The sequence below is a fragment of the Variovorax paradoxus genome (genome assembly GCF_022009635.1).
In the GTDB taxonomy this organism is placed as follows: Bacteria; Pseudomonadota; Gammaproteobacteria; order Burkholderiales; family Burkholderiaceae_C; genus Variovorax.
This window is the reverse complement of record NZ_CP091716.1, coordinates 4,786,284-4,812,991: the sequence shown is the minus strand read 5'-3', so window position 1 is coordinate 4,812,991 and position 26,708 is coordinate 4,786,284. Positions and strand designations below refer to the sequence as shown.

Here is a 26,708-nt window from a genome sequence, read left to right as displayed (position 1 = left end):
GGCCGCCGTCGTCATTCACTCGGGGAAACACACATGGAAAACTTCGGCATTCACCTGGAGCCGCTGCGCGCCATCCTCTATCAGGTGGGGGCGTTCATTCCGCGCCTGCTGGTGGCGCTGGTGGTGGTGTTCGTGGGCTGGCTCATCGCCAAGGCGGCGCGCTTTGCCGTGACCAAGGCCTTGCGCGCCATCAACTTCAACGTGCTGACCGAGCGCGCGGGGCTCGACAACTTTCTGCGCCAGGGCGGGCTGGCGGGCGACACCAGCAGCCTGTTCGGCATCCTGGCGTATTGGCTGGTGATATTGGCCTCCCTGCTCATCGCCTTCAACGGCATGGGGCTGAGCTACATCGCCGATCTGCTGGGGCGCATCGTCTGGTTCGTGCCCAACGTGTTCGTCGCCTTGCTGGTGCTGGCCTTCGGCTCGTACTTCGCCAAGTTCGTGGGCGACGCGGTGGGCAGCTATTTCCGCGGCGTGAAGATGCAGGACGCCATGCTGTTCGCCAAGGTGGCGCAGTACGCGGTGATGGCTTTCGTGATCCTCATCGCTCTGGACCAGATCAAGGTGGGCGGCGACATTGTGCGCGAGAGCTTCCTGGTGATCCTGGCGGGCGTGGTTTTTGCGTTGGCCCTGGCATTCGGGCTGGCCGGCAAGGATTGGGCAAAGGCGCAGATCGAGCGCTGGTGGCCCCGGCAGCAGCAACTGACGAAGACGACGGGCACCGGCAGGGAAGGGCCGGGCGCGGCCCCGACGCCGATCAACCCGAACACGAATACGGCCGCGCCGCCGCGTTTCGACGACCGTCCGCCCCGCTGATCCGCTTTTTTCTCCAACGTCCGCAACCGCCCGCCACCTGAATGACAAGAAAAGCCAATCCGACCATCACCGCCATCTGGCCCGGCCGCCCCTACCCGCGCGGCGCCACCTGGGACGGGGAGGGCGTCAACTTCGCGCTGTTCTCGCAGCATGCCGACAAGGTCGAGCTGTGCCTGTTCGACGAGCGCGGCCGCCATGAGCTGCAGCGCATCGTGCTGCGCGAACGCACCGACGGCGTGTGGCACTGTTACCTCCCCGAGGCCCGGCCCGGCCAGGCCTACGGCTTCCGGGTGCACGGCGCCTACAAGCCCGAGGAGGGGCACCGCTTCAATCCCAACAAGCTGCTGGTCGACCCCTACGCCAAGGACCTGGTGGGCGAACTGCGCTGGGGCGACGCGCTGTACGGCTACACCGTCGGCAGCAAGCGCGAAGACCTCTCCTTCGACCGCCGCGACAGCGCGCCGCTGATGCCCAAGGGCCGCGTGCTCGAAACCGCCTTCACCTGGGGCGACGACCGCCGCCCGTCGGTGCCCTGGCAGGACATGGTGATCTACGAGATGCACGTGCGCGGCTTCACCATGACCCACCCCGACGTGCCGCCCGAGCTGCGCGGCACCTACGCCGGGCTGGGCAGCGCGCCCGTGGTCGACTACCTCAAGCGCCTGGGCGTGACCACCGTCGAGCTGCTGCCGGTGCACAGCTTCCTCAACGACCGGCACCTGGCCGAGAAGGGGCTGCAGAACTACTGGGGCTACAACACGCTGGCCTTCTTCGCCCCCGAGATGCGCTACAGCGCCTCGGGCAAGGTGAAGGAGTTCAAGACCATGGTCAAGACGCTGCACTCGGCCGGCATCGAGGTGATCCTGGACGTGGTCTACAACCACACCTGCGAGGGCAACCAGCTCGGGCCGACGCTGTCGATGCGCGGCGTGGACAACGCCTCGTACTACATCGCGAACGCCGACAACCGGCGCTACTACGACGACTTCACCGGCTGCGGCAACACCGTGAACCTGGAGCATCCGCATGCGCTGCAACTGGTGATGGATTCGCTGCGCTACTGGGCCGAGGAAATGCACGTCGACGGCTTCCGCTTCGACCTGGCCTCGGCTCTGGCGCGCGAGGCGGGCAAGGTGGAAAACCTCGGCGGCTTCTTCGACGCCATCCGGCAGGACCCGACGCTCAACCGCGTGAAGCTCATCGCCGAGCCCTGGGACCTGGGCCACGGCGGCTACCAGGTCGGCAACTTCCCGCTGGGCTGGGCCGAGTGGAACGACCAGTACCGCGACGGCATGCGCGGCTTCTGGAAGGGCGACGGCGGCCTCATCGGCGAAGTGGCCAAGCGCGTCACCGGCTCGGAAGATCTCTACGGCTGGTCGGGCAAGCAGCCCAGCGCCAGCATCAACTTCGTGACCGCGCACGACGGCTTCACGCTGCACGACCTGGTTTCCTACAACGACAAGCACAACGAGGCCAACGGCGAGGACAACCGCGACGGCAACAGCCACAACGTGTCGTGGAACTGCGGCGTCGAGGGCCCCACCGACGACCCCGAGGTGGTGAGCCTTCGCGAGCGCCAGAAACGCAACCTGCTGGCCACGCTGCTGCTGTCGCAGGGCGTGCCGATGCTGCTGGCGGGCGACGAGCGCGGCCACACGCAGCAGGGCAACAACAACGTCTACTGCCAGGACAACGCGCTGGGCTGGCTCGACTGGTCGCCCACGCCGGAGCGGCTGGCGCTGGTCACTTTCGTCGAACGCATGATCGCGCTGCGCCGCGCGCATCCGTCGTTCCGTCGCCGCACCTTCTTCGCCGGCAAGCCGGCGGAGGGCGAGACCGTGACCGACGTGCATTGGCTCAAGCCCGACGGCGCCGAAATGCGCACCGAAGACTGGAGCGACGCCAACGCGCGCTGCATCGCGATGTACATCCCCGGCGGCGGCATCGCCGACCGCGGCCCGCGCGGCGAGCAGCAGCACGACGACGACTTCCTCATCCTGATGAACGCGCACCACGACGAGATTCCGTTCACGCTGCCGGCCATGCCGCACGGCGCATGGCGCCTGCTGGTCGACACCGCGAGCACCACGCCGCCGCCGACCACCGAAGACGCCGCCGCGCTGGCGCCCGCGTGGGCGGAGCCGGCCTATCCGCTGCAATGCCGCTCGATGGTCGTGCTGAGCCGGCCGGACGTGCGGCCATGATCCGCGCGCACCGCATGCCCTTCGGCGCCACCGTCAACGACGGCGGCGGCGTGGCCTTTTCGCTGTGGGCGCCTTCGGCCGGCGACGTGCGGCTGGAGCACCGGCCGGTCGGCGGCGAGAACAGCACGCACCCGATGGCCCGCGACGCGCAGGGCTGGCACACGCTGACCCTGCCCGAGGCGGCCCACGGCGACAGCTACCGGTTCCACCTGCCCGACGGCACGGCCGTGCCCGACCCGGCCTCGCGCTTCAACCCCGAGGACGTGCACGGCCCCAGCGTGGTGATCGACCCGCGCCATCACCATTGGCGCGACGACGCCTGGCGCGGCCGCCCGTGGGAAGAGGCCGTGGTGTACGAACTGCACATCGGCGCCTTCACCGCCGAAGGCACCTTCAACGCCGCGCGCGAGCGCCTCGGCGATCTTGCCGAACTGGGCGTGACGGCCATCGAGCTGATGCCGCTCGCCGACTTTCCGGGGCGCCGCAACTGGGGCTACGACGGCGTATTGCAGTTCGCGCCCGACGCTTCCTACGGCACGCCCGACGAGCTGAAGGCGCTGGTCGACGCGGCGCACGGGCTGGGGCTGATGGTGCTGCTCGACGTGGTCTACAACCACTTCGGGCCCGAGGGCAACTACCTGCACGCCTATTGCCCGGAGTTCTTCAACCCCGCGCACCGCACACCCTGGGGCTCGGCCATCAACTTCGACGGCGAGGGCGCGCGCACCGTGCGCGACTTCTTCATCCACAACGCGCTGTACTGGGTGGAGGAATATCGCTTCGACGGGTTGCGCATGGACGCGATCCACGCGATCAGCGACAGCTCGCATCCGCACATCGTGCAGGAGATCCGCGAGGCGCTGCAGGCCGGCCCCGGCCGCGAGCGGCACATCCACCTCGTGCTGGAGAACGACGCCAACCAGGCCTCGATGCTCGCGCGCGACGGCCACGGCATGCCGGTGGCGGGCACCGCGCAGTGGAACGACGACCTGCACCACGCGGTGCATGTGCTGGCCACCGGCGAGCGCGACGGCTACTACGCCGACTACGCGGACGACCCCGTGTGCCGCTTCGCCTGCGCGCTGGCCGAAGGCTTCGTGTACCAGGGGCAGCCCTCGGCCTTCCGCAACGGCGAGCGGCGCGGCGAGCCCAGCACGCGGCTGCCGTCGCAGGCTTTCGTCTCTTTCCTGCAGACGCATGACCAGGTCGGCAACCGCGCCTTCGGCGAGCGCCTGCATGCGCTCGGCGACCCGGTGCTCACGCGCGCGGCCATGGCCTGCCTTCTGCTGTCGCCGCATGTGCCGATGCTGTTCATGGGCGACGAGTTCGCGGCGTCGACGCCGTTCCTGTACTTCTGCGACTTCGGGCCCGAACTGGCGCAGGCGGTGTCGGACGGACGACGCTCGGAATTCGGCGGCTTCGCGGCCTTCAAGGACGAAGCGGCGCGCGCGCGCATTCCCGATCCGAATGCCGAATCGACCTTCCTGGCCTCCAAGCTGAACTGGCGCGAGCGGGGCTCGCGCACCCACTTCGCACGGTTCAGCGAAGTGCAGCAATTGCTGGAGTTGCGTCGGCGGCTGATCGTGCCGCACCTGGCCGGCTCGACCGGCGCGGGCGTGTACCTGTGCGAGAACGGCACGCTGCGGGTGCACTGGGACCTCGGGCCGCCGCAGGAGGGGCGCGAAGGCCGCACCGCCGTGCGCCTGCATCTGCTCGCGCATTTCGGCGACGGGCCCGCCGCCGCGGCGCTGGCGCCGCCCGGCGCGCTGGTCTACAGCAGCGGCGTGCAGCACGCCGAGCCTGGCGCCTTGCTGCTGGAGCGCGGCGCCGTGCTCGCGACGTTGGAAGGCATGCATGGTGGATGAGACTTTCCACCACGACACGTCGGGCGTGCTGGCCGCGCTTTGCGAACACTTCGGCATTGCCACCGCCTACCACGACGCCTTCGGCACGCGCCGCCAGGCCACGACGCAGAGCGTGATCGCGCTGCTGGGTGAGTTCGGCGTGCGCATCGGCAACGCGGAAGACGCCCGCCGCGCGCTCGGCGCGGTGCATGCCGGGCGATGGGCGGAAGCCTTGCCTGCCGTGCGGGTGGTCGATGCGTCGGCCGCCGAATGGAACGTGCCCCTGCGTCTGCCGTTGGCCATGCGCTCGCTGCGCTGGCAACTCACCGATGAGGCCGGCCGCACGCGGCATGGCGAGGCCGATGCCTTCGCGCTGCACGAGTCCCAGCGCACGGAGCGCGACGGCACCTGGCTGTGCGAACGCGTGCTGCCGATGACGCTCGCGCTCGACGCGGGCTATCACCGCCTGCGCATCGACGGCCTGGCCGGCGAGACGCTGGTGCTGGCCTCCCCGGGCCGCTGCTACCGGCCGCCGGCGGTGCAGGAGGGCGGACGCGTGTGGGGGCCGGCGGTGCAGCTCTACGGCCTTCGCTCCCCGCGCAACTGGGGCATCGGCGATTTCGGTGACCTCGAAGAACTGGCGACGCGCATGGCGGCGCAGGGCGCGGACATCATCGGCGTGAACCCGCTGCATGCGCTGTTCGCTGCCAACCCGGTGCATGCGAGCCCATACAGCCCATCGTCGCGCCAGCAGCTGAACACGCTCTACATCGACGTGGAGGCGGCGGACGAGTTCGCGCAGTGCGAGCCCGCGCGCAAGCTGGTCGAATCGCCCGCTTTCCAGGCGCGGCTGGCGGCGTTGCGGGCCGAGGCGCTGGTGGACTACGCCGGCGTGGCCTCGGCCAAGTTGGAAGTGCTGGCGCTGCTGTTCGCGCATTTCCGCGAACGCCATCTGCCGGAAGACGGCGCGCCCGACGAAGAGGGCCTGGCGTTCCTGTCCTTCGTCGCGCAGCGCGGCGAAGGCCTGCGCCAGCACGCGCTGTTCGAGACCCTGCATGCGCACTTTCTCGCGGCCGACCCCGCGATGTGGGGCTGGCCGGTGTGGCCCGCCGCCTACCGCGACCCCGATTCGGCCGAAGTGACGGCATTCGCCGTGCAGCATGCGCAGCGCCTGCAGTTCCACCAATACCTGCAATGGCAGGCCGCGCGGCAACTGGCGCGGGCCGGCGAACGCTGCGCCGCGCTCGGCATGGGCGTGGGCCTGTACGTGGATCTGGCGGTGTCGGTCGACAGGGCCGGCTCCGACGCCTGGACCGCGCAGGCGGTGTTCGCGGGGGGGGCCAGCATCGGCGCGCCGCCCGACGAGTTCAACCCTGCGGGCCAGAACTGGGGGCTGCCGCCGCTGCGACCCGACCGGCTGCGCGCCGACGGGCACCGCTTCTTCATCCAGACGCTGCGCGCCAGCATGCACGGCGCGGGCGCCTTGCGCATCGACCACGTCATGGGGCTCATGCGCCTGTTCTGGATACCGCCGGGCCGCGGCGCGCAAGACGGCGCCTATGTGTATTACCCGCTGGACGAGCTGCTGGCCATCGTGGCCATAGAAAGCCATCGGCACCGCTGCATGGTGGTCGGCGAAGACCTGGGCACCGTGGAAGACGCGGTGCGCGAGGCGCTGGGCAAGGCCGATGTGCTGTCCTACCGCCTGCTCTACTTCGAACGGCTCGACAGGCACCAGGGCAGCGGCTTCAAGCCGCCGGCCGTGTATCCGCCGGCAGCGCTGGTTGCCGTGAGCACGCACGACCTCGCCACCTTCGCGGGCTGGTGGGCCGGGCATGACCTGCGCGTGCGGCTCTCGCTGGGTTTGTTTCCCGATGAGCGCATCTTCGACAAGCAGTTGCTCGACCGCGCGCAGGAGCGCATCGAGCTGATGCTGGCCGTGCAGCAGGCCGGCCTGCTGAGCCGCGAGGAGATCGCCGAGGCTTCGGGCCTTGCGTTGCCGCCGCCGCGCGTGGTGGAAGCAGTGCACGCCTGGCTCGCCACGACGCCGTCGACGCTGATGATGGTGCAGCTGGAAGACGTGGCAGGCGTGGTCGAGCAGGCCAACATGCCCGGCACCGTGGACGAGCAGCCCAACTGGCGGCGCAAGCTGCCGATGCCGTTGCATGCGCTGGCCACGGGCGAACGCATGCTGGGGCTGGCGGCGCAACTGCGTGCCGTGCGCCCAGCGAGCCGGACGCACGCCGCTCAGGAAGCGCCAGCGGATCTGCGCGCCCGCGTGCCCCGCGCCACCTACCGGCTGCAGTTCCACAAGGACTTCGGCTTCGACGATGCGGTGCGCGTGCTGCCGTACCTCGCGCAGCTGGGCGTGAGCCACGTCTACTGCTCGCCGATCCAGCGTGCCCGCGCGGGCAGCATGCACGGCTACGACGTGGTGGCGCACGACGAGATCAACCCGGAGCTGGGCGGCGAAGAGGGCTTCGCGCGCTTCGTCGCGGCGCTGAAGGCGCACGGCATGGGACAGCTGCTCGACATGGTGCCCAACCACATGGGCGTGTTCGGCGCCGACAACGCATGGTGGATGGACGTGCTGGAGAACGGCCCGGCCTCGCTCTATGCGCAGCACTTCGACATCGACTGGCAGCCGCTGAACATCGAGCTGACCGGCAAGGTGCTGCTGCCGGTGCTCGGCGGCCACTACGGCGAGGTGCTGGCCAGCGGCGAACTGGTGCTGCGTTTCGAGGCCGATGCGGGCGCCTTCGCTATCGGCTATTTCGGCCACCGCTTTCCGCTGGCGCCGGAGAGCTATCCGACGGTGCTGTCGCGGGCGCTGGCTCAGCTCGACGAATCCGCCGACGACGCAGCCAGCCTCGCGAGTATCGCCAGCGCATTCGGACACCTTCCGGGGCGTCAGGCTGTGGAGCCGCAGTCGCGTGCCGAGCGTGCGCGCGACAAGGAGCTTTTGAAGGCTCGGCTCGCGCGCCTTGCGCAGCGGCATCCGTCGGTCGCGAAGGCCCTGGCGACCGCTGTGGCCGAGCTGAACCTGTCCACGCCTGAAGCGCGCGATGCGATGCATGCACTGATCGAGGCACAGGCCTACCGGCTGGCCCACTGGCGCGTGGCGGCCGACGAGATCAACTACCGGCGCTTCTTCGACATCAACGACCTTGCTGCAGTGCGCATGGAGCGCGACGATGTGTTCGAGGCCACGCAGTCCTTCGCGCTCGATCTTGCGGCGGCAGGCACGGTGGACGGCCTGCGCATCGACCACCCCGACGGCCTCTACGATCCCGCGCGCTACTTCGAGAAGCTGCAGCAGGGCTATGCGCGGCGCGCCGGGCTGCTGCTGCCCGCGCACGATGCGCAGGGCCGGCCGGCGCGGCCGCTGTACGTGGTGGCCGAGAAGATCGCGGCGGGCCATGAGGAAGTGCCAGTGAGCTGGCATGTGCACGGCACCACCGGCTACCGCTTCGCCAACGTGGCCAACGGCGTGCTGGTCGACACATCGGCAGCCGAGACCATTGGCCATGCGTGGCGCCGCTTCACCGGTGAGACGCAGAGCTTTCATGCGCTGTCGCAGGCGGGGCGGCGCGAGGTGATGCGCAATGCGTTGTCGTCGGAATTGAACGTGCTGTCGAGCGAACTGCTGCGCATCGCGCGGGCCGACCGCGCCACGCGCGACTACACGCTCAATGCGCTGCGCCGCGCGCTGGCCGACGTGGCCGCCTGCATGCCGGTGTACCGCACCTACATCGTCGAGAAACCATCGGCACAGGACGAGCGCTTCATCGACGAGGCCACGCAGGCGGCGGAGCGACAGGGCAGCGATGCCGACCGCTCGGTGTTCGCATTCGTGCGCGGCGCATTGCGCGGCGAGGCCGTGGCGGGCGCGCCGCGCGAGCTGGCCGAGCGGGTGCGGCGCTTTGCGGTGCGCTTCCAGCAGTTCAGCGCGCCGGTCACGGCCAAGGGGGTGGAAGACACCGCTTTCTACCGGTACTTTCCGCTGAGCTCGCTCAACGAAGTGGGCGGCGAGCCCGACCATTTCGGCTTCGAGGTGGATGAGTTCCACGCGCTCAGCGCCGACCGCGCGCTGCGCTGGCCGCACACCATGCTGGCCACGTCGACGCACGACAACAAGCGCTCCGAAGACGTGCGCAACCGCATCGACGTGCTCTCCGAAATGCCCAACGACTGGGTGCTGGCGCTGACCCGCTGGCACGGCCTGTGCCGCGACATGCGGCGCAGGCTGGAGGCTGAAGACTCCCCCTCCCGCGCGGACGAATATCTTTTCTATCAGACGCTGCTGGGCACGCTGCCCGTGGGCGGCATCGACGAGGCCACGATGCCCGCATTTGCCGACCGCCTCTGGCAGTACATGCAGAAGGCCGCGCGCGAAGCCAAGCTGCGCACGCGCTGGACCCAGCCCGACGCGCACTACGAAGCGGCGCTCGAAGGCTTCGTGCGCGGCGTGCTGCGGAACATGGAAGAGGGCGCTTGCCTGTCGGACATGCAGCTCTTCGCGGACCGGCTCGCATGGTTCGGCGCGTGGAACGGCTTGACGCTCACGTTGCTGAAGTACGCATCGCCCGGCGTGCCCGATCTCTACCAGGGCAGCGAGCTGATCGAGCTGAGCCTGGTCGACCCCGACAACCGCCGGCCCGTGGACTATGCGGCGCGGCAAGAGCGGCTCGACGAGCTGCAGGCCATGGCCGGCGATACGCCGGGGCTCGCGGCGCGAGTGCGTGCGCTGGCCGCGTCGCCGCATGACGGTCGCGCCAAGCTGTGGTTCATCTGGCGGCTGCTGTCGCTGCGGCGCGAGCACGCCGAGCTGTTTCGCGATGGCGGCTACGAAGGGCTCGCGGTGGAAGGCGCGCTGCAACGCCATGTCGTGGCCTTTGCGCGCAGGCATGGGGACGAGATGCTGGTGGTCGTCGCAGGGCGGCTCTTCGTCGGGCTGTCGCCCGGCGGTTTCGCCGAGCCTTCGTTGCCGCAGGCGCAGACCTGGAGCGACACATCGGTGCGGCTGCCCGACGAGCTTGCAGGCGCGCAGTTGCAGAACCTGCTGACCGGCGAGACGCACCGCGCGGGTGGCGATGCATCGCTGCCGCTTGCCGATGCGTTCGGTTGCATCCCGTGGGCCGCATTCAAGGTGCGTGCTCCTAAGCATGCGGGTCGAATTCCTACATGAGCGGCGGATGGCGTCGCCGAATCTCCGGCGTTGATTGGTTTTTTTACTCAGGAGGTTCCCGATGACGAAATCCTTGTCCGTCCTTTCCGTGCTGATGGCCGGCTTGATCGCGAGCGTGGCTCATGCCCAATCGAATCCGCCCGGAGCGGCCGTGCCGCCCAACACGCCGGGCTATGCCACCGGCAAGTCTGAAATGGCGGGCGAAGCGCGCAAGGACCGCCGTCCGCAGAAGGGCGTTCCAGCCGCGGCGGGTGACGAAGCCAAGACGCCCGAAGGTGGCGCCATCGGGAACGACCGCGCCGCTGCGGCAGGCGAACGACGCGCCGAGACCCGCGACGCGCGCCGCCCCGGCAAGCCGAAGCCGGTGCCCGGCGGAACGCCCAAGTAAGTAAGGGCCGAGCCTGAGGCCCTTCTTCGGCCTCAGTGCTGACCGTGCCCAGCGCGCTGACGGATTTCGCTCCTCAGCGCGCGTTGTCCTGCGGACAGCGCGGTCTCGTAGTTGTCCGCCGCGTCGAAGGCTCGGCGCAGCAGGCGAGGGCTTTCGCCCTTTTCATCGGTTTCGAGCAATTGCCAGACATAGGCGCCCGGCAACGGCTCCTGGATGGTGAGTTCGATCGGGTGTTTCATGGATTCACCATGATCCCGTGCGGCTCGCCTGTCTGTAGGCCGAGTTCGACGGCCTGATCCAAGAGCAGAACCTACAACGCACAGGAAGGAGCATCAGACATGGAAACAACGACACCACCTTTCGACGAACGCTTCGTCACCTTCACCTATCTCGGCCGGTTTTTCCTGTGCCGCGCCGAGCGGCTGGACGACCAGACCTACCGCCCCGTGGTGGTCTGCAAGGGCCGCACGCCGGAGCAACCGGACATCGAACTGCCCGACGACACCGACAACGTTTCCTATGGGACCGAAGCCGAGGCGCTGCGTCATGCGGAGCAGCAGGCGATGCGGTGGGTGCATGAGCGGGCCGGGGCGGGGCAGGCTTGATTGGCTTCAAACGCCCGGCGATCTGAATTGTGCAAATCGTTGACGAACGCTAACTATTGAATCGGCCCGACCTCCCTTGGCTAATTCATATGTATTAGTCTTGAATTAGAAAGTTCAAATCAATGATTTGAAGTGTGACTTATTGCCTCTTATGTGCTGAGCGCCCCTAGATAATCGCGCCCCGTGTGTCATTTGGTCACAAATGACGTCGCGAGCGACCAACTATCAGGGAGAGGGAATAAAAATGAACCGTCATTTGCACCGCGTCGTCTTCAATGCAGCCAGAGGCATGCGGATGGTGGTTCAGGAGACCGCGAGCAGCACCGGCAAGGGGGCAAGCAAGGCCACTTCCGTGGCAGGCGGTGTATTTGCCGGTGTGGCATTGGCGGGCTCGCTGGCGGTGGCACCGCTTCATGCGCAGATCGTCGGTGCTCCGAACGTGCCTGGCAACCAGCGGCCCACTGTGCTGGTCGCGCCGAACGGCGTGCCGCTGGTCAACATCCAGACGCCCTCCGCAGCGGGCGTTTCGCGCAACATCTACAACCAGTTCAGCGTCGGCCCGAACGGTGCCATTCTGAACAACAGCCGGGCGAACGTGCAGACGCAGCTTGGCGGCTTCGTGCAGGCGAACCCCAATCTGGCGACGGGGGCGGCGCGCATCATCCTCAACGAAGTCAACGGCGGTTCGCCGAGCCAACTGCGCGGCTACATCGAGGTGGGCGGACAGCGCGCCGAGGTGATCATCGCGAACCCGGCGGGGATCAGCGTGGACGGAGGCGGGTTCATCAACGCTTCGCGGGCAACGCTGACGACGGGAACGCCGCAATTCAATGCGCTGGGCGGGCTCGACAGCTTCCTGGTGCGCGGCGGGACCGTCACGATCGATGGGGCGGGGCTCGATGCCAGCAAGACGGACTATGCGGCGATCCTGGCGCGAGCGGTGCAGGTGAATGCCGGGATCTGGGCCAGCGAGTTGAAGGTGGTGACCGGTGCGAACGAGGTCGGTGCCGATCACGGCCAGATCACGCCTACGGCAGGCACGGGAGTCGCGCCGACCTTTGCGCTCGACGTGGCAGCGCTGGGAGGGATGTACGCGAACAAGATCGTATTGGTCGGAAGCGAAGCAGGCCTGGGCGTACGCAATGCCGGCAACATCGGTGCAGGGGCTGGCGGTCTTGTCGTCACCGCAGCCGGTCGTCTGGAGAACATCGGCACGCTCGAAGGACAGCGCATCGAGCTGACAACGCCGGGCGACATCGACAACCGTGGCGGCACGATCCGCCAGACCAGTTTCGCCGGCCTGACCATCGCCTCGCCGATCTTGAGCAATACGAACGGCGGAGTGATTGGCGCCGAACCTGTGAGTGTCGGAGCAAGCGGCAGTGGCAACACGAGCCCTGGAACTGCGAATCCAGTCAGCGGTGGCAGCACGGCATCGGCATCGGCGCCAGACAACGGCAGTAGCGGTGCGAGTGGAGCGCCCGCTTCGACCACGTACGCACCACCCGCGCCAGGCGTCATCACCGCCGGTGGCACCATCTCCAATGACGGCGGCAAGATCTACGCGGGCGGTCCGATCACGCTCAACACGCCGCAGGTCAACAATGCAGGCGGCCTGCTCAATGTTGCGACGATGGCGGTTGCGGGTCCGAGCTTCAGCAATGCGGGCGGGACCCTCACTGTCAGTCAGAACTTCGGTGCGAACGTCGGCACCTTCGACAACATGGGCGGCAAGCTCAACGCGGGCAGCCTGCAGATCAACACCACCGGCGACTTCATCAACGTCGACGGCAAGCTCACCAGCGATGGCGATGTCAATCTGGCGATCGGCGGCAACGCAGACAACACGCGCGGCACCATCTCGGCCACCAGCGCGTTGACCGCAGGCATCGTCGGCGCGACCAACAACACGTCGGGCACCCTGATTGCCAATAACAACGTTGCACTCTCGGCGGCATCCCTGGACAACACCAAGGGCGGCATCCAGTCGGCCGGTGCCAACACGCAATTGGTCGTTGCCAGTCAACTGATCAATGCAGCGGGGACCATTGGTGCGGCCAAGGATGTATCCATTCAGGCCGGCTCGCTGAGCAACAGCGGCTCTGTCCGCGGCACCAACGACACCGCACTGAATGTCTCAGGCGCGCTCATCAACGATCGCAGCATCACTGCCGGACGCAATACCCAGATCGTTGCCGGCAGCGTGCAAGGCAGCAGGACAGGCGTATTCGGTGCCGGCGTGCAGAACGACGGCAGCTCTGGCGGCTCCGGCGATCTGCGCATTGCCGCTTCTGGCGCGCTCATTGCCAACGGGACCAACTTCGCAGCGGGCAACACTGTCCTCCAGGGCGCGAGTGTTGACCTCTCGAGCAGTGAAACCAATGGTGCTGAAATCGCGATCACGGCAGCCAACGGCAATGTGACCACCAGCCGGGCCAAGGTCGTGACGCCCGGCACCTTGAAGGTGACGGCGACGGGGGCTGTGTTCAATATCGCAGGCACGCTGGCTGCCGATGGTGCGGCCACTGTGGATGCCGGGAGCTTGGATAACTCTTCCGGCACGCTCGCTTCGGTGACCAACAATCTTCGCATCAAGACCATCGGCGCGACGAGCAACAAGGCAGGCAGCCTGCTGGCGGCAGGCGCGGTCGAACTTGAGAATAGCGGGCTTGACAACACCGAGGGCAAGCTCAGCGGCAACAGCCTCTCCGTCGCCACGGGCAACGGCCAACTCGACAATACGCACGGCACGCTGACCGCGACCACGACAGTGGCGTTGAGTTCCGGCGCGCTGGTCAACGACGCAGGCCTGATCCAGTCAGGCGGTGCGATGACCATCGACACGAATGGTCAGAGCCTCACCAACACCAACGCAGCTAACTACACCACCAAGCAGGGCGGCATTACCAGCGCAGATACTCTGAAGTTGAAGACAGGCACGGTGACCAACACGGCCGGCTTCATCGGCGCGAAGAATTCACTTGATGCCAAGACCCAGGGCTTTACCAACACGGGCGGCGGTGAAGTGTTCGGCCAGTCCACGGTCGCCATCAACACCAACGGCGCGAACTACGACAACAGCGGCGGCAAGACGCTGGCGGTGGGCGACCTGGGCATCGATGCCGGCGGTATCACCAATACCGGCGGCTTGATCCGTTCGACGGCGACGACCACCCTCAATGCCGGAAGTGTCATCAACAAGGACTCCCAGGGTACAGACCAGGGCATCGAAGGCACGAGCGTCAGCATCACGGCGGCGACGCTCACCAACAAGTTCGGCGCAATCCGCGCCGATGGCAATGCCACGCTGACCAGCACGACAAAGATCGACAACTCCCAGGGCCTGGTTTCTGCTGGCGACACGCTCACCGTGCAGGACCCTGGCACTCCCGGGAGCCTCTCGGTGGTCAACACCGGCGGCACTCTGGTTGCCAGCAAGAAGGTCGTCCTTGAAGCCGGCGCAGTCACCTGGGACGGCAAACTGCTGTCGCTGGGCGACATGGACCTTGCCGTCAAGCAGGACATCTCATTCGCGGCCGGCAGCGAGACAGTCGCCAACAAAAACCTCACGCTCTCGACCACCGGCAACATCACCAACAGCGGCCGGCTCGCTGCTGGTAAGGAACTGAAGCTTTCGGCGAAGGACATAGAAAACACAGCCACCGGCGATATCCAGGGCGAGACCACGATCCTGAAGGCCTCGGGCACACTCACCAACCGCGGTGTGATCGATGGCAAGACCACCAGCATCAATGCCGGGACGCTGAACAATCGAGGCACCGGCCGCATTTACGGCGATCAGATCTCGATAGGCGCCGTCACTCTCAACAACGAGACAGAGACGGTGGGGGGCGTGGCTTCCTCAGGCACCATTGCTGCGCGTCGGCGCCTGGATCTAGGCGTCACCAATCTGAACAATCGGGACGGGGCGCTCATTTTCAGCGATGGGGATCTTGCCATCGGTGGCGCGCTCGTGGACGGCAAAGCCAGCGGTTCGGCCGGCACGGTGAACAACCATGCCGCGACCATCGAGGCGACCCGGGACGTCGATATCAGGACCTCGGTCCTGAACAACACCAATGGCGGCGTGACCTGGGCAATGCAAGGCGGCAAGGCGAGCGATTCGATCACCGAGTACGCATTGCCTGGAAGTGCTACACGTTACACAGTCGACCAGTTGGCCTTCGTGAGTGTCGCGGCCGCGTCTTACGACTTCGTGCGCATGATGGGTGGGTTGTGGCCGAGCTTCATCGGTCAGCCCGATGGCCCCATCATTGGGCCGTTCGCGGGCATCGTCGTCCCGTCCGCGAAGTACCCCATGTCTCGCTTCAAGACCTACTACGCGAAGGCGCCGCAAAACAGCAGCGATCTGCATGGTTCGCGTCCGGTCGGGACCGATTTCCAGGAGGACATCAACGAACCCGGCGCGTGGTATTCCCGCACCAATCCGATCTGGGCCACATTCGGCGTGGCACCTCCGGCCACCGATACACCTGATGACACTCAGCGCGCGGCCTATCTCGAGGCCCACCAGGCGCTGGATGCTGTGACGGAAGCCTTCATCAAGTATGTCTACGAGAGCCGGGCCAGTGCGTACTACTCCTGGACCTACTCGGAATCGAACACCACCCCGGTCTTGCAGACGTCTGCGCCCGGCCGCATCGTCGCCGGCCGCAAGATGGACATTGCCGTCGATAGCGGCACCAACGACATGAGTCAGATCCTGGCTGGTGGCGCGCTGAATGTGACTGGCGGAAAGATCACCGACAAGAACCTCGAAGTCTCGGGCTCGCAAAATCGCACCGGCTGGCAGTACTACAACAACGGCAGCGGCAACATGCCGATGCCCACGCCTTACAACGTCTCCACCCCCATCACGGTCACGCTGGCTGCCGCAAGGCAAGATGGCAATGTCGCCGTCTCTGGAAGCGGCACGCCCACCGGCACCTTAGCTCCCGGTAAAACAAATCAAGGCGTGGCCGGCGCCAGCGGTGTCAACGGCAGTGGGCACGCACCAGGAACAAACGGACCCATCGTCCCGCCGATCATCGAAGTCAAGCTGACGGCCAGCTCCGGCACGTCCCAGGTCGTACGCACCACCATGCCAGGCCTGGCCCTGCCCACGGCCAGCCTGTTCCGGACTCTTTCGGGAGCATCGAGTCGCTACCTCGTCGAGACCGACCCACGCTTCGCCAACTACCGCAACTGGCTCGGCAGCGACTACCTGCTGAACAACCTTGGGCTCGATCCGGACAACACCCTCAAGCGTCTGGGTGACGGCTACTACGAACAGCGCCTGGTCCGCGAGCAGTTGGCCCAACTGACGGGCTACCGCTATCTGGATGGCTATGACAGCGACGAGAAGCAGTACGCCGCGCTGATGGACGCTGGCGTTACCGTTGCGCGCCAGTATGGCCTGCGCCCCGGGATCGCTCTCACGGATACGCAGATGGCCCAGCTCACCAGCGACATCGTCTGGCTGGTGGAGCAGGCCGTGACGCTTCCGGACGGCAGCATCCAGCGCGTGCTGGTCCCGCAGGTCTATGTGCGCGTGAAGAACGGCGACATCGACGGCTCCGGGGCTTTGCTGTCCGGCAAGGAGGTCAACATCCAGTTGGACGGTGACCTGGTCAACAGCGGCACGGTCGCCGGGCGCAGCACGGTCAAGATCACTGCGGAGAACATCCAGAACCTGAATGGCCGCATCTCCGGCGGCAACGTCGATCTCAACGCCAGGACCGACCTGAACAACATCGGCGGGATCATCGATGCCGACAGCAAGCTGAAGATCGAGGCCGGCCGCGACATCAATGTACGCACCACGACCAGCAGCGGCGCGTTGGCAATGGACATTCAGCCTGGGGCCGCAAGCCTGCGCGGCGCGACCATCGTCGACCGGGTTGCGGGTCTCTACGTGAGCGATCCGAAGGGCACGCTGGTGGCTTCGGCTGGACGCGATGTCAACTTGATCGGCGCGCTGATCTCCAACAGCGGCAAGGAAGGAACAACCGAGATCGGTGCAGGCCGGGACATCAATCTGGGCACGGTCACCACCTCCAGGCAGGAGGCGACCATTCGCAGCGCTGGCAACTATCGTGCGGAAGCCAGTACGCAAGAGTTCGGAACTCGCATCGAGGCAACTGGAGACATCAGCCTGACGGCCAAGAGGGATGTGAACGTGCGAGCGGGCGCGATCAACAGCACCGATGGCGAGCTCGGCATTGCAGCGAAGCGCGACATCAATATCGATGCGGGTCAATCGACAAGTGCGTTGAATGAGGGGCTGCGAATTTCGCGTAGTGGCGAGAAGCGCACGGAGCAAGGCAGCTTCAACTCGACGAGCGTCATCGGCAGTAGCCTGGGTGGAAAGACGGTCATCCTGGACGCGGGCAAAGACATAAAAATTCGCGGCTCGAACGTCGTGAGCGACAAGGGAACAGAGCTTTGGGCAGGCAACGATGTCACGATCGAAGCCGCGACCCAAACTCGCGACAGCCAATACGTTCGACAGCAGTCGCGAAGTGGCATGTTCGACGGCGGGTCTGGTTGGACTTGGGGTCGACAGGACTCGCGCAGCACGCGAAATACCGACGAAACGACCGCGGTTGGCAGCACGGTCGGGGCCATCTCGGGCAATGTCATCATCACCGCCGGCAATCAATATCGCCAGGTGGGCAGCGATGTGATCGCGCCGGGCGGTGATATCGACATCCAGGCGCGCAACGTACAAATCGTTGAGGCGCGCGAGACCAGTCGCAGCGAGAGTACGCAGAGCTTCTCGCAAAGTGGGATCACGCTGGGCTTCAAGGCGCCGCTGATCGACACGCTACGCAACCTGGAGGACACCTCCCAGGCAATGAAGGACACCAAGGATGATCGGATGAAGGCGCTGGGGGCGGCCAGCATGGCGCTCAGCGGCTATTCGACTTATCAGGGGATCAGCAACGATGTGGCCGGGTTCGCAAGCGGCCAGGGGGCTCAGAGTCTGACTGGTGGCGCCACTCTGATGCTGGGTCGAGCGTCTAGCGAAACCACCAGCACCCAAGACGGTGATATCGCGCTTGCTTCGCGCGTACAGGCCAGTGGCAATGTGACGATCACGGCCACCGGTGGCGGCAAGGATTCCCATATCCTTGTGCGCGGCAGCGAAATCAGTGCTGGCAAGAGCGTCAATCTCTCGGCGGACAATAGCGTCACGCTGGAGGCTGTGGCGAACAGCAGCAGTCAGAGCTCTACAAGCCGCAGTAGCAGCGGCAGCGTCGGAGTGGGCTTCAATGTTGGGGCGACCACCGGACTGACCATTGAAGTGGCCGCGGGAAGTCAAAGCGGGCGCGACAACGGCACCGACCGCAGTTGGACGAATACCACTGTGAGCGCGGGACGGCAGGTCAACATCATCAGCGGTGGCGACACGTCCTTGCGTGGCGCAACCGTCTCCGGGAATCGGATCAATGCCGTGGTGGGTGGCAACCTCCAGATCGAGACCTTGCAGGACACCAGCACGTATCACAGCCAAAACAGTGGGGCCGGTTTCAGCGCCACCATCTGCGTTTGGTACTGCTATGGCGAGAGCACCGTTAGCGCTAACGCGCACAACCTTCGTGGCGACGGCGATTTTGCGAGCGCGACGAAACAGAGCGGATTCCTTGCGGGTGACGGCGGTTTCGACGTGAAGGTGGGCGGCAACACCAATATCGTGGGCGGCGTGATCAGCAGCACCGATGCAGCGGTTGATGGCGGCAAGAACAGCTTCGCTAGCGGTAGCCTCACGATGCGCGACTTACTCAATCACGATGTGTTCAGAGGCAGCGGATACAGCGTATCGGTGAGTTCGTCTGGCTCGCCAAGCGCAGGCCTCGGTAATAGCCACGTCAACCTGAGCAGCATCACTCAGAGCGGCATATCAGGCATTGCGGGCAACACAAACGTGCGCACTGGCGTGGACAGCAGCAATGCGCTGCAAATGATGGACCGCGAGAGGGAAATGCGCAGCATTAGTGCGCAGCAGCAGATCACACAGGCGTTTACTGGGCAAATTCCCACGACTGCATCGTTGCTATCAATTCTGTTCAGCACGCCTGCGAACGCGTCAACGAGCGCCGGAAACCACCCCGATGCAGAACGAGTGGTCTCAGGCGCTACACAATTGCAATCTTCCATTGACAAGATTCTGAGCTTAGGGCCTGAGGATCTGCCACCCGCTCAGCGTCAGATTTTTGAGAAAATACAAAACTACCTCGCGCAGCCTGAAATTCAAAACTTGATTCGTCAAGCGTACGATGATCCCGCAGCCTATCAACAGAGTGTGAATCAGCAGAACGCCGCACGGGGTGATACCCTCATCGGCGGTCTGGCCACTGAGCCAATCGGTTATCGCTTCTGTTTTGGCACAGTTTGCACCCCAGATATTTCACCGCCGCCTCTTATCGATCCTCGAACGGGAGAGCCAAATACCGAATTGCCCAGATCGCTTGGGCAAATAAAATTTACATCTCCAAAGTTTGAAACTGTACTGGCCGCCAGTCCCGTTTTGGCTTCCTTGCTTGTAGCGCTGGGGTATGACTTTAACAATGGAGGGTTTGGGGCGGGAGGCCTACTGCCGCAGATAGGGGGGCCATCGGTGAGTCCTCTTCCGCCAGCGGACCTCAATCAACAGGGCGGCACAAGCATCCCGGGTTTGATTCTTCCTTCATACATAATCCCTGGAAAAAAAATCCCAGACATCGAAGCAGTTGTTAATGAAGGGTTTGGGGCAGGAGCAGTTCCTCCAAACTCTAATCTAACTTACTCTGTTCCCCCTTCCATCACCGATGGTCGTGGGAATTTGCCTCCTGGCATCGGTGGGGTGGGAACGCCAATTCCGATGCCGCCCTCAGCCAATCCAAATCAAACGGCTGAGGAGTTTGCAAAAAATGCATTCAATGGCCAAGCGCCGTTGGTGGTTGTGCCAATTGGTGGCGGCTGGCTGGCAAAAATGCCTGATGGGACCGCTATTCTTTATCGGCCCGCTGGTCAGGCGACAAAAACCAGCCCAAGCACTGCCTCGGTCGATATTAATAGTCCTAGTGTTCGTGATATTAATAGAAATGAACCGGCGAAATTCAAATTTCCAAAATATTAGGAGAAAAAATGACATCCATGAGCGAGACCAAAATTTTATTGGCTTATCAGCAAACGCTAATCTACCTGGGGTTGGAGGATATTTCTGCTGTGTTTATGCTTTCCGGGATTGCTGGAGGGCAAGGCGCAAATGAGGATGGCGCTTGGGTTGAGGCTGTAGCGGATTTTATTTTTTCCAGCCTTCGGGGTGGATTGATCTATTTTTCGAGTGGAGAGGAGTTTTTTTCTGCTCCGGAGAATTTCGATTCGATCAGAATGGATTATTCGTCCTCTGATCCTGAATCGAAGCCGGAAATATGGATGGGTGTTCAGTATTCGGCAACTGAAAATCTTATCGAGATCTTACAATCATTTGAGTTGCTTAATTGGGAGTCGATTTCTTCGGATTTGAAGCCCGGGCTGGCTGATAAAATCTCCGCGATATATCGAAATAATTCTGCCTGAAGCGTTTCCCGGTAGCCATCCAATCGAGTGATTAATGCCCAATCAGCCGTGGAAGTGAAAATTCTGAAGCGCAATTGGGCCACAAACGCACTGAAAGCAAGCGTGTTGTGAGCATGCGTCGCGCAGAGTGAGATGGCTTTAAAAACTCGGGAGGAATGAAATTGAAGTGTCGAACTATTCTTGCTTTCACCTTGGTGTGCGCGCTTGTCGCCTGACGAACCGCACCGTTGTACGGGCCCAGTCGCCGCGCATTGATCACAGGGGAAGAAGACGAGGAGCGAACCGTTGTCGGCCAGCCTGTACCGGGCAGCGCAATTGCTCGACTTCGCACTGGTATGACCTACGCCGAGGCTCTCAAGATCATGGGCAAGCCGAATGCCGAGACAGTGAACAACACCGGCAAGGCATGGATCCCCACTTACAACGGAACGGATCGCTGGCGCCACTATCTCGCCTACAAGGGGCAAGGGGTGCTGGTTTTTGCAGGCGCAGCAGGCGGAGAGATCGCCGAGATTTCGCGCACGAAGTCCTACACACCTGACGTGTTGATTCAAATCGTGCACAACCCTCAGGACACTGGTCGGTTCTGACGACGCGCTCGCGGCGCTGTTCATGCTTGTCGCTGATGCCGCAGCGGTTCAGCGTGAGCGATGAATGTAGACAAGAAAGATGATGGATGAGGGAGAGAAATTGAGAGCAAATCCGCGCGCCGTACTGGCCGGAGTGTTGATAGGCGGTCCCCTGCTGGCACAAGCCCAGGCGACAAGTACGCCACAGCCCTTCGTAGAGCAACAACGTCAGCAAGAACGCGAACGCGCGTTACGCGAGCAGTACGAGCGTACCGTCGACCAACGTCCACAGTCAGGCCCGCCAGCGCCGGTGCAGCGCATCTCAGATGCCGAGTCGCCGTGCTTCCGTATCGACCGCGTGCTGCTGGTCGGCGAGCAGTCCAAGTCCTTCCAATGGGCCGTCGCCGATCTGTCCGGCCCCGATGGCAGCGATTCGCCCATCGGTCGCTGCCTCGGCACCTCCGGTGTCAACGTGGTTCTCGCACGCGCTCAGCAAGCCGCCATCGCTCGCGGCTACGTCACCACCCGCGTGCTGGCGGCTCCGCAGGATCTGTCCACCGGCACCCTGGCGCTGTCCCTCGTGCCAGGCCGCATCGCAGCCATTCGCACGACCGCCGACTCCTCGTCGACCCTGCTCGGCAGCTCTGCCTTGCTCGCCACGGCCATTCCCGCGCGTCCCGGCGATCTGCTGAACCTGCGGGACATTGAACAAGGACTGGAAAACCTCAAGCGCACCCCGACCGCCGAAGCTGACATCCAGATCGAACCCTCGACCGCCCCCAACGCCAACCCCGGCGACAGCGACCTCGTCGTCAAGTACGTCCAAGCCAAGAAGTGGCGTATTGCGCTCAGTCTGGACGACAGCGGCACCGAAGCCACAGGCCGTTATCAGTCCGGCGCCACCCTGTCCCTTGACAACCCCTTCGGGCTGAACGACCTGTTCTACGTCAGCGCCAACCACAGCATCAACAACCACGTCTTCGACGACCCGGCAAAGGGCACCGAAGGCCAGACCATTCACTACTCGCTGCCATACGGCTACTGGCTCCTCGGCTTCACCGCCTCCAACAGCCAATATCGCCAGAGCGTCGCAGGCCTGAACCAAGACTACGTCTACGCCGGCAAAAGCAATAACGCCGAGATCAAGCTCTCGCGTTTGATCTATCGCGACCAGCAGCGCAAGACCACGGTAGCCATCAAAGGCTGGCGCCGCGAGTCACGTAACTTCGTGGACGACACTGAAATCGAGGTGCAGCACCGCGTGGTCGGTGGCCTGGAGTTCAGCCTGAACCACAAGGAGTTCATCGGCGATGCGACGCTCGAGGGCACGCTGGCCTACAAGCGCGGCACGGGCGGCTTTGGCTCCCGCGTTGCGCCGGAAGAAGAGTTCGGCGAAGGTACGTCGCGACTGAAGCTCTATACCGCCGACATCAGTCTCAACGCCCCGTTCAAGCTCGGCGAGCAGAAGCTGCGCTACTCGGGCCTGATCCGGGCGCAGTGGAACCGCACGCCGCTGACGCCGCAAGACCGCTTCTCCATCGGAGGCCGCTACACAGTCCGCGGCTTCGACGGCGAGACGAGCCTGCTGGGCGAGCGCGGCTGGCTCATCCGCAACGACGTCGGTTGGGCTGTGGGTCAAGGCGGGGCAGAACTGTACGCAGGCATGGACTACGGGCAAGTCGGCGGACGTTCGACCATCGACCTGCTCGGACGCAGTCTGGCCGGAGCCGTCGTCGGCGTGCGCGGCCAATGGACCAAGCTGAGCTACGACTTCTTCGTCGGCGCACCGATTTCCAAACCTGAGGGCTATCGCACTGCGAAGGTCACTCTTGGTTTCAACCTCAATCACAGTTTCTGATCACAACACAAAGGGAGTTTTCGAAAATGAAAAAACAAGCGATTGCAACGACGGTCACCATGCTCGCACTTGGCGCGCTCAGCGGGTGTGGCGGCGGGGGAAATGGCAGCGGTGGAGGACACCTTGCGCCTTTCGCTGGGATGCTTGCGCCCGCGCCAGCATCTGATTCCGCTTCGCCCCCTGTTGCGGCACCAGCGCCCGGTCCCGGTCCGGCCGCGTCGCCAGCGGTAGCAACGACGACAACGTTCATCAAGCGCGCGCTAGACACAGTGAGTCCCATAGCGGCCAATGGTGACCTCGACATTCGCCTGTCCGCTGATCTTGCGGCGGCTTTCAGCGTCACTTACACCCTCGAGAAGCCAGATGGCAGCAACCCCGTCTCGGTCGCTTTGCGTGGCGGATCGGCGGGCCTGTTCTTCCCCAAAACGCCTGCGCTGGTCAAACTGCTGATGCCGGCCCAAACCGCACCCGGCTCGTATGTGCTCAGGGCCAAGGGGCAAGCGTTCGATTCAGTGACATCTGCGCTTGTCACCATCGAAGCGACGCTGCCGATCGAACTCAATACGCTCTCCCTGAACATGACGAGCTTGAGCTACTCGAACGGCCTGATCATTGGCGGCTCGTCTCGCCTCATGCCCTTGACTTACACCAGTGCCGTCGACGGTACGTTGTTCGTATACGCCCTAGGTCAATCATCCGCCGTGTGTGCCGCAAAAACGGCGACTGAGTTGGCTGCCATACCGAATGTTCAGACCCGCGCGGTCACCGGCTCGATCAATTACTCCACCGGGACGTTTGGACCCGCGACCCAGTTCGCCGATGCGGATACGGCCTGCCTGCAGTTTGTCCGGGCTAGCGACTCGGTGGCCGAGGCCCCTTACACCTTCAACTTTCGCTACGAGGCCTTGCCGACGTCTGGTGACTTGCTCCTGGCATTGGGGGCGGACCCTGCTGCAGTCCCGAAAGAGTCGGTTGGTCTGATGTCTCTTCCGTGGAGCGGCAATACGAGTAACGGCGGCTTCTTCGATTGGCTGCAACGGCGTCAGGTTTTCACTGCTGGCGATGTGCGCGAGCAAACGACAGGCAACAGCTCGCGCATCAGTTTCGAGCAGGCGGGGGGGACGTGGCAATACAGGTTGTCGGCGCCCGTTGCGACCGATCATCCGTTCTATGTTGCAAAAATTGAAGGACGCCCGCCGATGGTCTTCTTTGTTAAGCCTTGAGATCTCGAATGCAACTGCTTGCGCATCCGGCCGTCCGCGTCGAACGCACGTAGTTGCCGCCAAAGCCATGAGAAAAAGCATCTTCGAACAACTCTGCGCAAGTAGGACCGGCGACCACGCGAGAGTGCTTCACCCAAACATGGTGGAAGGCTATACGAAGGATGAGTTAGCCGCCATGGAACGCCTGTACGACGTCGAGTTTTCCGGAGAGCTTCGAGCGTTCATGCTGGAGATGGGGCGATCGGACGGCGGGTTGCTTGGCGACGATCCAATTTCCCTGTATCGGGCTCGCTCGGTTCGTCGGCATGTCTTCTTTCAAGCAGGAATGGATGACAGATTTCTCGCGATGAAGAAGTTCGAACTGCGCTTTGAAGGCAGCTTGATCGTTGCCGTGGAATCGGAGACGCAGTTCTATTTCTTGTTGACGAAGTCTGACCAGCCCGATCTCGTCTATCGCTATGACGACGATTTTCCTGATGCAACAGATCCGGGTGCAATGACGTCCACGGGCATGACGTTCATGGAGTACATGCACCGCGCGGTTCGTGTCCATACCAAGCCGGGTAGCGGTGTTGTCTGCCGGGGAGAGATGATCGTCATCTAGTCGCCGGTGCCACCATCCGCTGCAGCAGCGGCTGCCGCCCCAGCACCGCATCCCGCGGCCCGTAGTCGACCACATGCCCTGCCTCCATCAGCACCACCGTATCGAAGCGCTCCAGCAGGCTCAGCCTGTGGATCGACGCCACCACGCAGGCATCCGGAAACGCACCAGCGATGCGCTCCAGCACGCGCGCCTCGGTGCCCGCATCGAGCGCGCTGGTCGGCTCGTCGAGCAGCAGCAATGAACTGCCTTGCGCGGCCAGCACGCCGCGCGCCAGGCACAGTCGCTGCCGCTGTCCGCCTGAAAGATTGAAGCCCCGCTCCGATACGGCGGTGTCGAGGTCGCCGTGGTTCGCCTTCAGCACTTCGTCGAAGGTGCTGGTGTGCAGCGCGGCCAGCAGTTGGGCGTCGTCGCGCGGCTGGCCGAAGGCGAGGTTTTCGCGCACGCTGGCTTCGAACAGTTCGGTCTCCTGGGGGATGAGCGTGGCGAGGCGGCGCAGTTGCGTCCAGTCGACAGGCCTGCCATCGAGCGACAAGCTGCCGCTGTCCGGCGGGTACAGCCCGGCCAGAACGCGCAGCAGAGTGCTCTTGCCGCCGCCGCTGGGCCCGACCAGCGCGACCCGCTCGCCACGGCGCAGGCTCAGCTTCACGTCGTGCAGGCCGCTGCTGCGCACCGTCACGGGGTCGGCTGCCTCGGTTTGCTGCTCTCCCCGCGCCGCATAGCGCCATTGCAGTCCGTCGACATCGATGCGGCTCCACACCGCCGTCGCATCGATGCGCTCGCGCTCCGGCACCTGCTCCGGCACCTGCTCGGGCACGCTCGCGGCCACGTCGCCCGAGGGGGCCTGCCAGATCGGCTCCGCGCTGCTGTAGTCGGTGTGCATGCGCGCGAAGAAGCTGAAGTTCGCGGCCACGGAGGTGACGACGCCGGCCGCCTGCTGCGCGTACTGGTAGATCATGAACACGGCCCCCAGCATCACCGCCTGACCCGGCGCGCGCGCCTGCCACACGTACACCACGACCAGCCCCCAGGTCAGCGCCAGCCCCATGAGGTCGACCGCGAACCACTTGCCTTCGTTGAGCACCACGGTGCGTTTCAGCGGCAGCGATATCGCGGCCATGCGCCTGCGCAGCAGCAGGCGCGACGCACCCTGCAGCCGCAGGCCGATGACGGTCGACGCATTGCCCAGGAAGTCGAGCAGCGCGGCCACGTACCGCCGATCCGCGTCGTTCTCGGCGCGCGCGAGTTTCATGAGCGCGCGGTCGATGCGCACGATGACGAGGCCGATCAGCACGTAGCCCGCAAGCGCCGTCACACCGCTGGTGCGCGACAGCAGCGCCAGCGCCACCAGCGGCCCGACGAAGTTGACGGCGTTGGTGAGCCAGATGAACTGGTTCTGCGCGAAGTCCGACAGCGCCCGGCTCGCCTGGTGCACGCGGTGCTGCAGTTGGCCCGAGTGGTGGCCGTCGTGCCAGGCGAGCGGCGCGGCGGCGATGCGCGCATAGAGCTGGTCGGCCAGCGTCTCGCGCACCCGCATGCCCACGTTGCGCTCCAGGATGCGCCCCGGCCCGTGCAGCGCCCATGCGCCCACGTACACGCCGGCCAGTGCCGCGATCCAGCGGCCGGCGCCGTTCAGTTCGCCGCGCTGCAGTGCATTGATGGCCTGCCCGGCAAGATAGGGCAGCGCCAGGCGGATGAGCTGCGACGAGGCGAGCAGCGCCGTCGCGCCCAGCAGCTGCGCACGCGCGCCGGCGGCGAAGTGCCATAGGGCGGCATAGAGTTCGCGGATCGCGTTGCCGGGGCTGTTGCTCTTCTTCGTGTCGGTGGTCGTTGTCGCCTGCATGCGTA

At 64.6% G+C, this 26,708-nt stretch carries 14 protein-coding genes; 12 read left to right on the top strand and 2 right to left on the bottom strand.

What is annotated here, in order from left to right:
* Positions 1-33: 33 nt before the first annotated feature.
* The 5 genes from L3V85_RS22210 to L3V85_RS22190 all read left to right on the top strand — a co-directional run bounded on the left by L3V85_RS22210 (position 34) and on the right by L3V85_RS22190 (position 10,440).
* The gene (locus tag L3V85_RS22210; RefSeq protein WP_237674866.1) at positions 34-816 is read left to right on the top strand and encodes a mechanosensitive ion channel family protein; all 783 of its coding nucleotides are present in this window, start codon (positions 34-36) and stop codon (positions 814-816) included.
* 41 nt (positions 817-857) lie between these two features.
* Positions 858-3,020, top strand: a complete 2,163-nt coding sequence (gene glgX / locus L3V85_RS22205) for a glycogen debranching protein GlgX (protein ID WP_237674865.1) — start codon at positions 858-860, stop codon at positions 3,018-3,020.
* Positions 3,017-4,885: a malto-oligosyltrehalose trehalohydrolase gene (gene treZ, locus L3V85_RS22200; protein ID WP_237674864.1), complete on the top strand. Its 1,869-nt coding sequence runs from the start codon at positions 3,017-3,019 to the stop codon at positions 4,883-4,885. Before glgX ends, treZ begins: the two co-directional genes overlap by 4 nt.
* Entirely contained in the window at positions 4,875-10,052 is a 5,178-nt protein-coding gene (locus L3V85_RS22195) for a malto-oligosyltrehalose synthase (RefSeq protein ID WP_237674863.1), read from the top strand. Before treZ ends, L3V85_RS22195 begins: the two co-directional genes overlap by 11 nt.
* A gap of 61 nt (positions 10,053-10,113) precedes the next feature.
* Positions 10,114-10,440 (top strand): cell envelope biogenesis protein TolA, encoded by a 327-nt coding sequence (locus tag L3V85_RS22190; protein WP_237674862.1) that lies wholly within the window; start codon positions 10,114-10,116, stop codon positions 10,438-10,440.
* Positions 10,441-10,472: 32 nt separating this feature from the next.
* On the opposite strand, the gene L3V85_RS22185 is transcribed toward L3V85_RS22190, so the two are convergent.
* Entirely contained in the window at positions 10,473-10,679 is a 207-nt protein-coding gene (locus L3V85_RS22185) for a hypothetical protein (protein ID WP_237674861.1), read from the bottom strand.
* Between the two features lie 99 nt (positions 10,680-10,778).
* Between L3V85_RS22185 and L3V85_RS22180 the strand changes: the two genes are divergently transcribed.
* From L3V85_RS22180 to L3V85_RS22150, 7 genes are all read left to right on the top strand, one after another.
* Positions 10,779-11,045 (top strand): hypothetical protein, encoded by a 267-nt coding sequence (locus tag L3V85_RS22180; RefSeq protein WP_237674860.1) that lies wholly within the window; start codon positions 10,779-10,781, stop codon positions 11,043-11,045.
* Between the two features lie 244 nt (positions 11,046-11,289).
* Complete coding sequence (locus tag L3V85_RS22175; protein ID WP_237674859.1) at positions 11,290-20,166, top strand: hemagglutinin repeat-containing protein; 8,877 nt, start codon at positions 11,290-11,292, stop codon at positions 20,164-20,166.
* Positions 20,167-20,183: 17 nt separating this feature from the next.
* A complete protein-coding gene (locus L3V85_RS22170; protein WP_237674858.1) occupies positions 20,184-20,609 on the top strand; it encodes a hypothetical protein in 426 nt (141 codons plus the stop codon).
* Between the two features lie 335 nt (positions 20,610-20,944).
* On the top strand, positions 20,945-21,199 hold the full coding sequence (locus tag L3V85_RS22165) for a hypothetical protein (protein WP_237674857.1): 255 nt from the start codon (positions 20,945-20,947) through the stop codon (positions 21,197-21,199).
* Positions 21,200-21,278: 79 nt separating this feature from the next.
* On the top strand, positions 21,279-23,036 hold the full coding sequence (locus L3V85_RS22160; protein ID WP_414080148.1) for a ShlB/FhaC/HecB family hemolysin secretion/activation protein: 1,758 nt from the start codon (positions 21,279-21,281) through the stop codon (positions 23,034-23,036).
* Between the two features lie 26 nt (positions 23,037-23,062).
* On the top strand, positions 23,063-24,259 hold the full coding sequence (locus L3V85_RS22155) for a hypothetical protein (protein WP_237674856.1): 1,197 nt from the start codon (positions 23,063-23,065) through the stop codon (positions 24,257-24,259).
* Positions 24,260-24,434: 175 nt separating this feature from the next.
* On the top strand, positions 24,435-24,863 hold the full coding sequence (locus L3V85_RS22150; protein WP_237674855.1) for a hypothetical protein: 429 nt from the start codon (positions 24,435-24,437) through the stop codon (positions 24,861-24,863).
* Here the strand turns inward: L3V85_RS22150 and L3V85_RS22145 are convergent.
* Complete coding sequence (locus L3V85_RS22145; RefSeq protein WP_237674854.1) at positions 24,856-26,703, bottom strand: ABC transporter ATP-binding protein; 1,848 nt, start codon at positions 26,701-26,703, stop codon at positions 24,856-24,858. The genes L3V85_RS22150 and L3V85_RS22145 overlap by 8 nt on opposite strands.
* Positions 26,704-26,708: the final 5 nt, after the last annotated feature.

Bases quoted from the DNA above. Each gene is read 5' to 3' on its own strand.
- L3V85_RS22180 (WP_237674860.1), top strand. From the start codon at position 10,779: ATGGAAACAACGACACCACCTTTCGACGAACGCTTCGTCACCTTCACC.
- glgX (WP_237674865.1), top strand. From the start codon at position 858: ATGACAAGAAAAGCCAATCCGACCATCACCGCCATCTGGCCCGGCCGC.
- L3V85_RS22195 (WP_237674863.1), top strand. From the start codon at position 4,875: ATGGTGGATGAGACTTTCCACCACGACACGTCGGGCGTGCTGGCCGCG.
- L3V85_RS22210 (WP_237674866.1), top strand. From the start codon at position 34: ATGGAAAACTTCGGCATTCACCTGGAGCCGCTGCGCGCCATCCTCTAT.
- L3V85_RS22155 (WP_237674856.1), top strand. From the start codon at position 23,063: ATGAAAAAACAAGCGATTGCAACGACGGTCACCATGCTCGCACTTGGC.
- L3V85_RS22145 (WP_237674854.1), bottom strand. From the start codon at position 26,703: ATGCAGGCGACAACGACCACCGACACGAAGAAGAGCAACAGCCCCGGC.
- L3V85_RS22150 (WP_237674855.1), top strand. From the start codon at position 24,435: ATGGAACGCCTGTACGACGTCGAGTTTTCCGGAGAGCTTCGAGCGTTC.
- L3V85_RS22170 (WP_237674858.1), top strand. From the start codon at position 20,184: ATGAGCGAGACCAAAATTTTATTGGCTTATCAGCAAACGCTAATCTAC.
- L3V85_RS22165 (WP_237674857.1), top strand. From the start codon at position 20,945: ATGACCTACGCCGAGGCTCTCAAGATCATGGGCAAGCCGAATGCCGAG.
- L3V85_RS22190 (WP_237674862.1), top strand. From the start codon at position 10,114: ATGACGAAATCCTTGTCCGTCCTTTCCGTGCTGATGGCCGGCTTGATC.
- L3V85_RS22160 (WP_414080148.1), top strand. From the start codon at position 21,279: ATGATGGATGAGGGAGAGAAATTGAGAGCAAATCCGCGCGCCGTACTG.
- L3V85_RS22185 (WP_237674861.1), bottom strand. From the start codon at position 10,679: ATGAAACACCCGATCGAACTCACCATCCAGGAGCCGTTGCCGGGCGCC.
- treZ (WP_237674864.1), top strand. From the start codon at position 3,017: ATGATCCGCGCGCACCGCATGCCCTTCGGCGCCACCGTCAACGACGGC.
- L3V85_RS22175 (WP_237674859.1), top strand. From the start codon at position 11,290: ATGAACCGTCATTTGCACCGCGTCGTCTTCAATGCAGCCAGAGGCATG.